Genomic DNA, 13,215 nt, shown 5'->3' on the forward strand with positions numbered 1-13,215 from the left:
AGCCATCAACGGGACAGCGGTGGCGGGCGCGCATGCGGCCGCGCGCGTGCTGAGCTCCTGACGTGGTGTCCTCGACGCAGGGGGAGCTCGACCGGCGTGCCGAGGCGCCCCCCGCGCGCACCCTGCTCGACGTCCTCCGTGAGACGACGGCACGCTTCCCCGAGGCATCCGCGATCGACGACGGCTCCGGGGCGCTGAGCTACCGCGAGCTGATGGCCCGCGTGGGCGCGACAGCCGCCCGCCTCCATGCCGCGGGCGTGCGCGGCGGCGACCGGGTCGGCGTGCGGATGCCGTCGGGGGCGAAGGAGCTCTACGTCGGCATCCTCGGCATCCTCGCGGCGGGCGCCGCCTACGTGCCCGTCGACGCCGATGACCCCGACGAACGCGCGGCTCTCGTGTTCGGCGAGGCGCGGGTGCGCGGCGTGATCACCGGGGCGGGCGAGTTCACCGCGGCGGACGGCGTCGACGATGCCCCCGGCGGGGTAGGCCTGTTCGAGGGGGATGCTCCGCATCCGTCGACCCACGCGATCGTCGCCGTGCCGCCGCCTGATCCGTCGAGTGACGCCTGGGTCATCTTCACCTCGGGCTCGACGGGGGTGCCCAAGGGCGTCGCGGTCTCGCACCGCTCTGCCGCGGCGTTCGTGGATGCCGAGGCGCGGCTCTTCCTGCAGGGCGCGCCGCTCGGTCCCGCCGACCGCGTCCTGGCCGGGCTGTCGGTGGCCTTCGACGCCTCGTGCGAGGAGATGTGGCTCGCGTGGCGGCACGGGGCGTGCCTCGTGCCGGCGCCCCGTGCCCTCGTCCGCTCCGGGGAGGACCTCGGGCCGTGGCTCCTCCGCCAGGGGATCACGGTGGTCTCGACGGTGCCGACGCTCGCCGCGATGTGGGCGACCTCGGCGATCGAGAACGTGCGGCTGCTCATCTTCGGCGGCGAGGCGTGCCCGCCGGAACTCGCCGCGCGCCTGGTCGCCGACGGTCGCGAGGTGTGGAACACGTACGGCCCCACCGAGGCCACGGTCGTCGCCTGCGCCGCCCTGCTCGACGGCATCCCGCCGGTGCGGATCGGTCTTCCGCTGGAGGGATGGGCCCTCGCCGTGGTCGACGGCGACGGACTCCCCGTCGCCGAGGGTGCTGTCGGCGAGCTCATCATCGGAGGTGTGGGGCTCGCGCGGTACCTCGACCCCGAGAAGGATGCCGAGAAGTACGCGCCGATGCCGACGCTCGGGTGGGATCGCGCGTACCGCTCCGGCGACCTCGTCCGTTTCGAGACGGCCGGACTCGTCTTCCAAGGGCGTGCGGATGACCAGGTGAAGGTCGGCGGACGCCGGATCGAGCTCGGCGAGGTGGAGAACGCGCTGCAGGACCTTCCGGGGGTGACCGGGGCCGCCGCCGCCGTGCGCACGACCGAGGCGGGAGTGCCGGTGCTCGTGGGGTACCTCGCCGCGGCGCCCGACTTCGATCGCCTCTCCGCCCGCGCAGCGCTCGCCGAACGGCTGCCCGCGCCCCTCGTGCCGCTCCTCGCGGTCGTGGCCGAGCTCCCGGTGCGCACCTCGGGCAAGGTCGATCGCGCCGCGCTGCCGTGGCCCCTTCCGAACGTCGAGCTCCCTGTGTCGGACATGTCTCCGGCGGAGGCGTGGCTCGCCGCGCAGTGGCAGGCCGTGCTCGGCCTGCCCATCACCGACCGGAAGGCGGACTTCTTCGATCTGGGCGGCGGATCGCTCGCCGCTGCGCAGCTCGTCTCCCGCATCCGCAGCCGCGTGCCGGACTTCTCGGTCGCCGACATCTACGACGTCCCGCGCCTGAGCACGATGGCGAAGGCGGTCGGACACGCCCTGCAGGACGAGGACATCGCGTTTCACCGCCCGGAGCCGACGCCCCGGCGTATGCAGTGGCTCCAGGTCCTCCTCGGAGCGCCCCTGTTCGTCATCAGCGGCTTCCGCTTCACGCTGTACCTCCTCGCCGGCTCGGCGATCCTCCGCCTCTTCCCGGGCTTCGACGTGCTGCCCGAGGTCCCGCTCGGGGTGCTGGTGCTCGGCCTCGTGCTGTTCGCGACCCCGTTCGGCCGGATGGGCGTCGCCGTGCTCGCGGCTCGGACGCTCCTTGCGGGACTGCGCCCCGGCGACTATCCGCGCGGCGGCGGCGTCCATGTGCGCCTGTGGCTCGCGGAGCAGATCGCCGACCAGGTGGATGCGGTGGGACTCTCCGGAGCGCCCTGGATCAGCTACTACGCGCGCGCCCTCGGCGCTCGCATCGGGAGGGGCGTCGATCTGCACGCACTCCCGCCGATCACGGGGATGCTCGAGATCGGCGACGGCGCCGCGATCGAACCCGAGGTCGACCTCTCGGGGTACTGGATCGACGGCGACGTCGTGCGCATCGGCGGCATCCGCATCGGCGCCGAGGCGACCGTGGGCTCACGCAGCACCCTGGCGCCGGGCACCCGCATCGGCCGACGCGCCGACATCGCCCCCGGCTCGGCGGTCTTCGGTCGCGTCCGCGCCGATCAGACGTGGGCGGGATCACCCGCGGAACGCGTCGGCGGCGCCGGGGCGCGTCCGGGATCGGGCCCCGACCCATGGCCGGCCGAGCGCGCCCCCGCTCCCACGCGCTGGCTGTGGGCCTACGCGGCGTCGGCCGTAGGGCTCGCCCTCCTCCCGCTCGTCGCCTTCGCCGCCGGCGGCCTCGTCGTCGCACGCGGCGTCGCCGGAGCGGACACGCTCGCCGCCGCCTTCCTGGGCGCGCTGGCCTGGCTCGTGCCCGCCGTCGTCGTGGCCGGTCTCGTCGTCGCGGTGACGGTGGTCGTCGCCGTGCGGCTGCTGTCCATCGGCCTCGCCGAGGGCGTGCACCCGGTCCGCAGCCGAGTCGGCTGGCAGGCATGGACGATCGAGCGGCTGCTCGACTCGGCGCGCATGATCCTGTTCCCGCTCTATTCGAGCCTGTTCACCCCGGTGTGGCTGCGGATGCTCGGTGCCCGCGTCGGACGCGACGTCGAGGCATCCACGGTTTTGCTGATCCCCTCGATGACCCGTATCGAAGACGGCGCCTTCCTCGCCGACGACACCATGGTCGCGTCCTACGAGCTGCGCGGCGGCTGGATGCGCCTCGGGCGCGTGCACATCGGCAAGCGCGCGTTCCTGGGCAACTCGGGCATGGCCGCTCCCGGCCATCGCGTCCCGCGCGACGGCCTCGTCGCCGTCCTCTCCTCCGCTCCGGCGAAGGCGAAGCCGGGGTCGTCGTGGCTCGGCTCTCCGGCCGTCCGGCTGAGGCGTCAGTCGGCGGAGGGCGACGAGTCGCGCACCTACCGTCCCCCGGCGGGCCTGCGGGTGGCGCGGGCGCTGTGGGAGCTCTGCCGCTTCGTGCCGGTGATCGTCACCTGCGCGATCGGTCTCGCGGTGCTGTTCACGCTCGCGGCGGCGATCGAGGCGTGGGGGCTCGGCGTCGCCATCCTCCTCTCGGGGCTCGTGATGCTGGCGGCCGGTGCCGTCGCCGCGGCAGTCACCACGGCGGCGAAGTGGCTGATCGTCGGCCCGATCCGTGCGGGGGAGCAGCCGCTGTGGTCGAGCTTCGTGTGGCGCACCGAGGTGTCCGACACCTTCACCGAGATGGTGGCCGCCCCGTGGTTCGCCCGCTCCGCGGCGGGCACGCCGGCGCTCGCCGTCTGGCTGCGCTCCCTCGGCTCGACGATCGGTCGCGGCGTGTGGTGCGACAGCTACTGGCTGCCCGAGCCCGACCTCGTGACCCTCGGCGACGGCGCGACCGTCAATCGGGGCTGCGTTGTGCAGACGCACCTGTTCCATGATCGAATCATGAGTATGGACACCGTCGAACTCGAAGCCGGCGCCACCCTCGGCCCGCACAGTGTCATCCTGCCCGCCGCCTCCATCGGCGCGCACGCGACGGTGGGACCCGCCTCTCTCGTGATGCGCGGCGAGTCGGTGCCGGTCGGCTCGCGCTGGAGCGGCAACCCCATCGGCCCCTGGCGTGCGGTCAAGGTCCGCGCCTACCAGTCGACATCGTGACGGGGCATGACCCGTACGCCCCCGAGAGCGGTGACGCGAGCTACGGCGTCGAATCGTACGACCTGACCCTCGACTACCGGGTGCGCACCAACCGGCTGGAGGGCACGGCGATCCTCAGCGCGGTCGTCGCCGCGGAAGCGGTGAGCTCGATCGCGATCGACCTGGTGGGCCTCCGCGCCTCGCGCGTGCGGGTGGACGGCGACCGCCGCACCGCGTTCTCGCAGGGCCCGCGCACACTCCGCGTGAAGCTGCCGCGCCGGTTCTCGGCGGGGGAGCGGTTCTCGGTCGAAATCGTCTACGCCGGCGCGCCCGCGCCGCGCCGGTCGCGGTGGGGCTCGATCGGCTGGGAGGAGCTCGACGACGGCGCGCTCGTCGCGTCTCAGCCCACCGGCGCACCCACCTGGTTCCCGTGCAACGACCGCCCCGACGACCGCGGCCGCATGCGCATCGCGCTCACGGCCGACGCCGGATACCTCCCCGTCGCGACGGGGAGGCCGCTGTCCCTCACGCGCACGGGCGGCCGCGTGACCGCCGTGTCGGAGACGTCGGTGCCCGTGGCGACCTACCTGGCAGCGGCGCACGTCGGCCGATACGAGACCCGAACGCTCGCCGGGGATCCCCGGGTGCGGGTCGTCTCTCCGCCGTCCCTGCGCGAGCGGGTCGACCGCGCCTTCGCCGACGTCCCGGACATGCTCGCTCTGTTCGAGGATGCCTTCGGGCCGTACCCGCAGGAGGACTGCACGCTCGTCGTGACCCCCGATGAGCTGGAGATACCCCTCGAGGCCCAGGGGATGGCCGTGTTCGGGGTCAACCATCTCGTGGCCGCCGAGCAACGGCTGATCGCGCACGAGCTGTCGCACCAGTGGTTCGGCAACAGCGTCGGCATCGGCCGGTGGCGCGACATCTGGCTGAACGAGGGCTTCGCCTGCTACTCGGAGTGGATGTGGTTCGAGCGCTCGGGCCGCGCGAGCATCGCGCAGAAGGCGGCGAAGCACCACGCGCGTCTCCGTGCCCTCCCGCAGGACCTCGTCCTGTCCGATCCAGGCCCCGACCTCATGTTCGATGATCGCGTCTACAAGCGGGGCGCACTGACCCTCTACGCCCTCCGCTGCGCCATCGGCGAGACGGACTTCGCTCACCTCCTCGCGCGCTGGACCGCGGAGTACCGGCACCGCATCGCGACCCCGACGGATTTCCGCGCGCTTGCGGCGGACATCGGCGGCGACGCGGTCATCCCGCTCCTCGCGGCGTGGCTGGACGGCCCGACCCTTCCGCCGCTGCCGGATCCCGCGACAGCGCGACGCTGACGAGGATGCCCGGCGGCACGAGCGCTCCGGACGGCTCCGCGCCGACGAATCGGGCAGGGGCGCCGGCGACCCGCGCGCGCCACCAGCCGGGCGCCAGGTCGGCGAGGTCGGCACCGGCGGTCTGCGCCTCGGCGATCTCGACGTCGGCGGGATCGATGCGAAGTCCCCGCGCCGTCGCCTTCAGCACGGCCTCGGTGCGCACCCACCGGAGGATCCCGCCCGGAGCGCCGCCGGCGGCGTCCCGCACGGCATCCACGAGCGGCTCGGCATCGATCGCGAACGCGGTGACAGCTCCCGCCCCGGCTCCGCGGGGGTGGACCGCTGCCACCGCGTAGCCGCCCGCGTAGGCGACGCCCGCGAGCCACGGCAGCGGGGTGCCATCCGCCTCCGCGAGGAGCACCGGGCCGTGCGGGCCACCGCAGCGCGGGCACGGATTGGACAGGACGGGATCTTCGTGGCCGGCGCCGGCCAGAAGGCCCCGCAGCAGACCCCAGGCGGCCTGTCGACGCGCCGCGCGCTGCATCACCGGTGCGCGGGCGTACGCGATCTGCAGGCCCGTCATGTCAGTGTTGAGCGCGGGTCGCCGCCGCGGTGGTGCTCACGGCACCGGTTCGTGCGTCTCGATCGAGACGATCCCCGAACCGGGATGCTCGCGCGGCAGGTGCACCACCGAGAACCCGCCCGGCTCGAGCGCCGAGGCGCTGCCGAGGTAGGAGCCGCGCAGGGTGCCCGTCGCGAGCGCGAGCTCGGTCAGGAGCCCGGGGAGCACCGGACCGTGGCTGCACAGGACGGCGGGCTTGCGGGAGCGCACGCGCTTGCCGACGACGGCCCGGAGATCCGAGGTGCCGTCCTCCCATGCATCCTGACCGATCAGTGGCGTGCGATCGATTCCCCGCCCCAGGTGCGCAGCGAGCGGGGTGACGGTGCTGACGCAGCGGACCGCGTCGCTCGTGATGATCCGCCGCACGCCGAACGCGGCCAGGGTGCCCACGAGGGAGGCCGCCTGCTTGAGGCCCCGCGCCGTCAGCGGCCGGGCCGCATCGGCCCCGCTCCAGTCGGAGCGGGCGAGCGCCTTGGCATGGCGGAGCACGATGATCGGGAAGGTCGCCAGCACGCCGTCGTCGACGTAGCGCAGGAACTGCTCGACGATCTCCACGTCGACCGGGTAGGAGAGGTAGCCCAGGGCCTTCCGCGGTGCGACCCACTCCAGGGCGGCGATCTCCTTGTTCGGCACGAACTCGGACGCACGGATCGCCTTCTCCGTCGCCTCCGCCGCCCAGTAGTGGACGATCTTCTCCCGGCCCTTGGGCATGCGGTAGCGCGACACCCCGACCGGCATCCCCAGTGCGACCCGGATCCCGGTCTCCTCGAAGATCTCGCGCACCGCCGTCTCGACGAGGGTCTCGCCGGGGTCGACCTTGCCCTTCGGGAGCGTCACGTCGGCGTACGCGGTGCGGTGGATCACGAGGATCCGGAGTTTGCCCTCGACGAGGCGCCACAGCACCCCGCCCGCGGCGTAGACGGCCGTCTCCGTCATCGCACCGCCCGCGCACGCCGACGACGCTGGATCTGCGTCATCGTGCGCTCCTGCAGATCGACGAGCGGCGCGCCGGCCTCCGAGAGGTGGTGGCGCACCCAGGCGCCCGAGGCATCCAGATGCCACGAGCTGGTCTCGTCGCTCATGGCGAGGTCGAAGAGGTCGACCAGCTCCTTCACGTGCTCGGGGGCGACGACCCGCACGAGCGCCTCGACACGGCGGTCGAGGTTGCGGTGCATCATGTCGGCGCTGCCGATGTAGACCTGCGGGTCTCCGTCGTTCTCGAACGCGAAGATCCGGGAGTGCTCGAGATAGCGCCCGAGGATCGAACGGACCGTGATGTTCTCGGTGACACCGTCCAGGCCCACCTTGATCGAGCAGATACCGCGCACCCAGACGTCGACCCGGACGCCGGCCGCGCTGGCGCGGTAGAGGGCGTCGATGATCTGCTCGTCGACCATCGAGTTGACCTTGATCCGGATGCGCGCGGGACGCCCCGCGAGCGCGTTGCGCCGTTCCTTGTCGATCAGGCGGAGCAGTCCCTTGCGCAGGTGCAGCGGCGCGACGAGCAGGCGCTTGAACTTCTTCTCGATCGCGTAGCCGCTGAGCTCGTTGAACAGGCGCGTGAGGTCGCGACCGACCTGCTCGTCGGAGGTGAACAGACCGAAGTCCTCGTACAGGCGGCTGGTCTTGGGGTTGTAGTTGCCCGTGCCGATGTGGCTGTAGCTGCGCAGCATCCCGTCCTCCTCGCGGATGACGTGGAGGAGCTTGCAGTGGGTCTTGAGTCCGACCAGGCCGTAGACGACGTGGACGCCGGCCTTCTCGAGCTTGCGGGCCCACACGATGTTCGCGGCCTCGTCGAAGCGGGCCTTCACCTCGACGAGGGCGAGCACCTGCTTGCCCCGCTCGGCCGCGTCGATGAGCGCCTGGACGATGGGGCTGTCGCCGGACGTGCGGTACAGCGTCTGCTTGATCGCGAGGACATGCGGATCGCGCGCGGCCTGCTCGAGGAAGGCGACGACGCTCGTCGTGAACGACTCGTACGGGTGGTGCACCAGGACGTCGCTCTTGCGGATCGCGGTGAAGAAGTCGGCGCGTCCGTTCTGCTCGGCGGGCTGGAATGCGGTCGCGGTCACCGGAACGTGCGGCGGATAGTGCAGCTCGGGGCGATCGATCCGGGCGAGGTCGAACAGACCGCGGAGGTCCAGTGGCCCGGGGAGGCGGTACACCTCCTTCTCGGAGACCTCGAGCTCCTCGATGAGGAGGTCGAGGGTGACGTCGTCCATCTCTTCGGTGACCTCGAGGCGGATGGGCGGTCCGAAGCGCCGACGCAGCAGCTCGGCCTCGAGCGCCTGGATGAGGTTCTCGGTCTCGTCCTCCTCGATCACGACGTCCTCGTTGCGGGTGAGGCGGAACGCGTGGTGTTCGAGGATCTCCATCCCCGGGAACAGGTCGCCGAGGTGATGCGCGATCAGGAGCTCGAGGGGGAGGTAGCGGGCGCGTCCGGATGCGGCGGAGCCCGGGATCTCCACGAACCGGGGAAGCATCGGGGGCACCTTCAGGCGTGCGAACTCCTGCCGCCCGGTCTTCGCGTTGCGGATGCGGATGGCGAGATTCAGCGACAGTCCGGAGATGTAGGGGAAGGGATGCGCGGGGTCGACCGCGAGCGGCATGAGGACCGGGAAGACCTGCGACTGGAAGTAGTCGTAGAGCTTGGAACGGTCCTCCTCGTCGATCTCCTCCCAGCGCACGACATCGATTCCGGCGTCCGACAGCGCGGGCTTGACGAGGTCGGCCCACGCGCGGGCGTGCCGCAGCTGCAGGGTGTGCGCACCCTCCGAGATGTCGGCGAGCACGTCCTGAGGCGCGCGACCGACGTTCGTCGGCACCGCGAGACCGGTCACGATGCGGCGCTTGAGGCCGGCCACGCGGACCATGAAGAACTCATCGAGGTTCGACGCGAAGATCGCGAGGAAGTTCGCCCGCTCCAGCACCGGGAGGGACGGGTCCTCCGCGAGCTCCAGGACGCGCTGGTTGAACGCGAGCCAACTGAGCTCGCGGTCCATGTAGCGGTGGTCCGGGAGCTGCGCGTCGTCGACTTCCACTGCGCCGTCGAAGTCGTCGTCGTCGGCTTCGCCGAGACCGTAGTCGAGAACCTCCGTGTCGATCATCCCCTCATCATTGCAGGCACCGGTGACGGACGTGTGAACTGACGGCGACGACTGCGCTCCGCCGTCGTCCGGGCCTCGCTCAGGCGTCGCTGCGCGCGCGGGATGCGGGGGCGGGCTCGTCGTCGTACACGTTGAAGCGGTACCCGACGTTGCGGACGGTGCCGATGAGCTGCTCGAGGTCGCCGAGCTTCGCGCGGAGGCGTCGGACGTGGACATCCACCGTGCGGGTGCCGCCGAAGTAGTCGTAGCCCCACACCTCGCTCAGGAGCTGCTCGCGGGTGAACACGCGGGAGGGATGCGTGGCGAAGAAGTGGAGGAGCTGGAACTCCTTGTAGGTGAGATCCAGCGGCTTGCCGTGCACCTTCGCGGAATACGACGACTCGTCGATCGTGACACCGGAGGTCTGGATGCGCGTCGTCGGCTGCTCGGCGTTCTGGCGACCGACCGCGAGCCGGATGCGCGCATCGACCTCCGCCGGACCGGCGGTGAAGAGGATGACGTCGTCGATGCCCCAGTCCGTGGACACCGCCGTGAGTCCGCCCTCCGTGACGATCAGCACGAGAGGGGCGTCGAGCCCGGTCGTGTTGAGGATCTTGCAGAGCGACTTGGCTCCCACGAGATCGGCGCGGGCGTCGACGAAGATGATGTCCGCGTTCGGCGCGTTGACCAGCTGAGCGGGTTCGGCGGGGATCTGCCGGACCCGGTGGCTGAGGAGTTCGAGCGCGGGCAGGGCGGGCCCTCCGCCGGGGGCGGAGCTCAAGACGAGGAGCTGAGCCATGGTTCCCTTCCCGACGGTCCCCGCCGTCAGTGCCCCCATCTTAGGACCCCTGCCCCTCGGCGGTGCGCACGGCCCCCGCGTCCGTCATGATGGAGGGATGACTCTTCCCGCACTCGCCCCGCGCAGCGGCCTGGTCGGCGTGGTCGTCGTATGGGTGGCGGCCGCGGTGATCGCGACGGTGATCGGCCTCGCCGCTCCCAGCGAGTGGCGGGCGGCCTGGATGCCGGTGGGGCTGGCCGGATGCCTCCTCCTCGCCTTCGGGATCCAGTTGGCCTCCGGTCACGCCGCGGGCTTCCTCCGACGCGTCGCGGCGAGCGTTCTGGGAGCCCTCGTCGTGATGGGTCTGATCGGCGTCGGGCTGGGGCTCGCGAGCCTATTCGCCGGGTAGAGTGGTTCTATGGACCTCGTCGCACTCGAACTCCTCTTCGTCGGGTTGCTCGCTCTCGCCTCGCTCGCGATCGTCTTCGTGTCGGGCGTCGTGATCAAGAACCTCTACCGCGGCCAGCGCTGAGCCCGTGTTCGATCTTCCGACCGATCTTCCGGCGGACATCGTTCCGCTCGCGTGGCTCCTGGGTGTCTGGGAAGGCACCGGCGTCATCGATCATGACGCGGGCGGAACGCACTTCGCGGGAGAGTTCGCGCATCGCGTGAGCTTCAGCCACGACGGCGGCGACTACGTCAACTACGCCGCCACCGCGTGGCTGCTCGGCGAAGTATCGGGCGAGGACGCGCCCCGCATCCCGCTGGTCGCAGAGACCGGGTACTGGCGTCTCGCGCGCCCCGCCGGCGATGCCGACGCCGGACCCGCGCTCCTTCCCCCCGTGGCGCCCCGCGCGGCGGATCGGACGGCCGACGACGTCGAGGCGCTGCGCAACGCCGAGGGCGGCTTCGACCTCGAGGTGGCGATCGTCCACTCCGACGGGATCGGCGAGCTCTACCTCGGACAGGTCCGCGGCCCGCGCATCGACCTCGCGTCGGACGCGATCGTCCGTCCGGCCAGCGCCAAGGCCTACACCGCGGCGACCCGCATGTACGGGTACGTCGACGGCCACCTCCTCTGGGCGTGGGACATCGCCGCGCTCGGCGGAGAGCTCTCCTCGCACGCCTCCGCGCGCCTGGCCCGAGCCGAGTGAGCGCGTCGCGATGACCGGACCCGTGGACGCAGAGTCCTCCGTCTCAGGCCGCTTCGCGGCGGTGGAGGGCGCGGTCGTCGCGGGCGGCATCCTGTCGCACGTCGGCTCTCCCGTGCGCGAGCAGCGTGACCTCGCCGCCGGACGCGCCGTCGCTCCGCTCGCCTCGCGCGGCGTCGTGATGGTGTCGGGTCCGGATCGTCTCACCTGGCTCGACTCGATCACCTCCCAGGCGCTGGCCGCCCTCGCCCCCGGAGAGAGCACCGAGCTTCTCGTCCTCGATCCGCACGGGCACATCGAGCATGCCGCCGCCGTCGTGGATGACGGGGAGCGCACCTGGCTGATCGTCGACCGATCCCGCGCCGCGGCGCTCGCCGGCTGGCTCGGGCGGATGCGCTTCCGCCTGCGCGTCGAGGTGACGGATGCCTCCGAGACGCATCACGTGGTCGGCGGCTCGCGCGCCGCCGTCGCCGCGCTGGGCGCCGACGCCGTCTGGATCGACCCGTGGCCCGGGGTCTCCATCGGCGGCTGGGGCTACGCCCCCACCGACCCGCACCCCGGCGCCGACCGCGACTGGGCAGAGGCGGTCGTCGACGATGGCGCCCACGCGCGCCTCGCCGCCGCGGCCGGCTCCGGCGCTCAGAGCCTCGCCGGAGAGCTCGCCGCCGAGGCCCTCCGGATCGCCGCATGGCGTCCGCGCGCCGAACGCGAGGCGGACGGGCGCACCCTGCCGCACGAAGCGGACTGGCTGCGGACCGCCGTCCATCTCGACAAGGGCTGCTACCGCGGGCAGGAGACGGTGGCGAAGGTGCACAACCTCGGCCACCCCCCGCGGCGCCTGGTCCTCCTTCAGCTCGACGGCAGCGACGCCGTCCTCCCCGAGCCCGGAGTCGAGGTCTTCTCCCAGGGTGAGACCGTGGGGGTCGTGACCTCGGTCGCACGCCACCACGAGGAGGGCCCGATCGCGCTCGCCTTCGTCAAGCGCACGACGCCGGAGGGAGCGGACCTCGAGGTCCGCACGCCCGAGGGGGTGGTCGCCGCTGCCCAGGAGACGATCGTCCCGCCGGATGCCGGCCGCACGGCATCGGTGCCGCGCCTGCCGCGCCTCTCACGACGGCACTGAGCGGGGTCGCATGAGCGCATCCGGTCCTGCACCCTCTCCCGACGGCCGGCCCGGCGCTCGGACCGACACCCGGGCGGTGCCGATCGGATGGCGCGGGCGCCTGTCGCCGCGCCCAGGGCTCGAACGGGTGCGCGACTCGCTGGGCGCGATCGCACAGATCGTCATCGCCGCGACGGCCGGGTTCGCGTTCGCGCACTACGTGCTCGGGCATCCCGCCCCGCTGCTGGCGGCGACGGTGACGATCTCCAGTCTCGGCCTCGTGCGCGATGCGCGGCCCCGTCGCGTGCTCGAGACCGTCGTCGGCATGATCCTCGGCATCCTCATCGCGGAGCTCATCGTCGCCGCCGCGGGGATCGGATGGTGGCAGCTCGGGCTCACGCTCACGGCGAGCCTGCTGGTGGCACGGTTCTTCTCCCCGCAGCCCGCCTTCGCGGTCGCGGCGGCGATCCAGGCGGCGATCGTCATGGTGATCCCGGCGAGCGTTCCCTTCCTCCGCCTCATCGACGGCGTCATCGGTGGCGTGGCGGCGCTGCTCGTGACCGCGCTCGTGCCGCGCAGCCCGTTGCGCGCGCTGATCGCCGGCGGCACGCAGGTGTTCGCCGAGTTCGACAGCGCCGTCGCCACGCTCGTGCAGGGACTGCGGCGCGGCGATCGCGGCCGCGCCGAGCGCGGCCTGGAAAAGGCCCGCGCGCTGCAGGCGCCCATCGACGCGTGGCGCACCGAGCTGGAGTCGGCGGCGGCGATCGCGCGCCTCTCCCCGTTCCTGCGCCGGCAGCGGGCGGAGTTCGACCGGCAGGAGCGCATCCGCGGCCAACTGGACCTCGCCAGTCGGAACCTGCGGGTCATCGGGCGTCGCGTCGTGTACCTGTGCGATGACGGGGTCGCCCGACCGATCCCGGCGGGGCTCCTCGCGGAGCTCGGCGCGGGCGCCCGGCTCATCGCCGACGCGCTCGGCGACATCTCGTACGAGCCGGCCGCGCGGGAGGCCGTCCGCAGCGTCGCCGCACGGCTGGACCCCGGGGCGCTCGCGTCGGGATCCTCGAGCGTCGATCTGAACCTCATCGGCGCGCTGCGTCCGCTCGCCGTCGACCTCATGACCGCGGCCGGCACGCCCGCGGCGGACGCCCGGGCCGCTCTCCCGCGCGCGTGAGCG

10 protein-coding genes are annotated in these 13,215 nt (G+C 72.5%); 6 read left to right on the forward strand and 4 right to left on the reverse strand.

The genetic code is table 11. The features are described from left to right. Positions 1–65 precede the first annotated feature (65 nt). Together J0P97_RS13375 and J0P97_RS13380 are read left to right on the forward strand one after the other, a co-directional pair. Positions 66–4,016 (forward strand): Pls/PosA family non-ribosomal peptide synthetase, encoded by a 3,951-nt coding sequence (locus tag J0P97_RS13375; protein WP_308163570.1) that lies wholly within the window; start codon positions 66–68, stop codon positions 4,014–4,016. Then, positions 4,013–5,323: a M1 family metallopeptidase gene (locus J0P97_RS13380; RefSeq protein WP_215488284.1), complete on the forward strand. Its 1,311-nt coding sequence runs from the start codon at positions 4,013–4,015 to the stop codon at positions 5,321–5,323. Before J0P97_RS13375 ends, J0P97_RS13380 begins: the two co-directional genes overlap by 4 nt. Here J0P97_RS13380 and J0P97_RS13385 read toward each other — a convergent pair. The 4 genes from J0P97_RS13385 to J0P97_RS13400 form a co-directional block, all read right to left on the reverse strand. Next, entirely contained in the window at positions 5,247–5,885 is a 639-nt protein-coding gene (locus J0P97_RS13385) for a chemotaxis protein CheY (RefSeq protein WP_215488285.1), read from the reverse strand. The two genes, J0P97_RS13380 and J0P97_RS13385, sit on opposite strands and share 77 nt — an antisense overlap. A 36-nt stretch (positions 5,886–5,921) precedes the next feature. Further along, positions 5,922–6,860, reverse strand: coding sequence for an NUDIX hydrolase (locus tag J0P97_RS13390; protein WP_215488286.1), 939 nt, complete (start codon positions 6,858–6,860; stop codon positions 5,922–5,924). Next, a complete protein-coding gene (locus J0P97_RS13395) occupies positions 6,857–9,031 on the reverse strand; it encodes an RNA degradosome polyphosphate kinase (protein WP_215488287.1) in 2,175 nt (724 codons plus the stop codon). Before J0P97_RS13395 ends, J0P97_RS13390 begins: the two co-directional genes overlap by 4 nt. A 79-nt stretch (positions 9,032–9,110) precedes the next feature. Next, positions 9,111–9,809, reverse strand: coding sequence for a response regulator transcription factor (locus J0P97_RS13400; RefSeq protein ID WP_215488288.1), 699 nt, complete (start codon positions 9,807–9,809; stop codon positions 9,111–9,113). 97 nt (positions 9,810–9,906) lie between these two features. Between J0P97_RS13400 and J0P97_RS13405 the strand changes: the two genes are divergently transcribed. The 4 genes from J0P97_RS13405 to J0P97_RS13420 all read left to right on the forward strand — a co-directional run bounded on the left by J0P97_RS13405 (position 9,907) and on the right by J0P97_RS13420 (position 13,212). Beyond that, positions 9,907–10,197 (forward strand): hypothetical protein, encoded by a 291-nt coding sequence (locus J0P97_RS13405; RefSeq protein ID WP_215488289.1) that lies wholly within the window; start codon positions 9,907–9,909, stop codon positions 10,195–10,197. A 127-nt stretch (positions 10,198–10,324) separates the two neighbouring features. Then, positions 10,325–10,942 carry a heme-binding beta-barrel domain-containing protein gene (locus J0P97_RS13410; protein ID WP_215488290.1) on the forward strand — a complete coding sequence of 206 codons (618 nt, stop codon included), beginning with the start codon at positions 10,325–10,327 and terminating at the stop codon, positions 10,940–10,942. Positions 10,943–10,952: 10 nt separating this feature from the next. Continuing rightward, complete coding sequence (gene ygfZ, locus J0P97_RS13415) at positions 10,953–12,062, forward strand: CAF17-like 4Fe-4S cluster assembly/insertion protein YgfZ (protein WP_215488291.1); 1,110 nt, start codon at positions 10,953–10,955, stop codon at positions 12,060–12,062. A 127-nt stretch (positions 12,063–12,189) separates the two neighbouring features. Beyond that, positions 12,190–13,212: an FUSC family protein gene (locus J0P97_RS13420; protein WP_308163571.1), complete on the forward strand. Its 1,023-nt coding sequence runs from the start codon at positions 12,190–12,192 to the stop codon at positions 13,210–13,212. Positions 13,213–13,215 lie beyond the last annotated feature (3 nt).

The organism is Microbacterium flavum (genome assembly GCF_018717645.1).
Classification (GTDB): Bacteria; Actinomycetota; Actinomycetes; order Actinomycetales; family Microbacteriaceae; genus Microbacterium; species Microbacterium flavum.

Coding starts and splice junctions, on each gene's coding strand:
- J0P97_RS13400 (WP_215488288.1), bottom strand. CDS start 9,809: ATGGCTCAGCTCCTCGTCTTGAGCTCCGCCCCCGGCGGAGGGCCCGCC.
- ygfZ (WP_215488291.1), top strand. CDS start 10,953: ATGACCGGACCCGTGGACGCAGAGTCCTCCGTCTCAGGCCGCTTCGCG.
- J0P97_RS13395 (WP_215488287.1), bottom strand. CDS start 9,031: ATGATCGACACGGAGGTTCTCGACTACGGTCTCGGCGAAGCCGACGAC.
- J0P97_RS13385 (WP_215488285.1), bottom strand. CDS start 5,885: ATGACGGGCCTGCAGATCGCGTACGCCCGCGCACCGGTGATGCAGCGC.
- J0P97_RS13405 (WP_215488289.1), top strand. CDS start 9,907: ATGACTCTTCCCGCACTCGCCCCGCGCAGCGGCCTGGTCGGCGTGGTC.
- J0P97_RS13390 (WP_215488286.1), bottom strand. CDS start 6,860: ATGACGGAGACGGCCGTCTACGCCGCGGGCGGGGTGCTGTGGCGCCTC.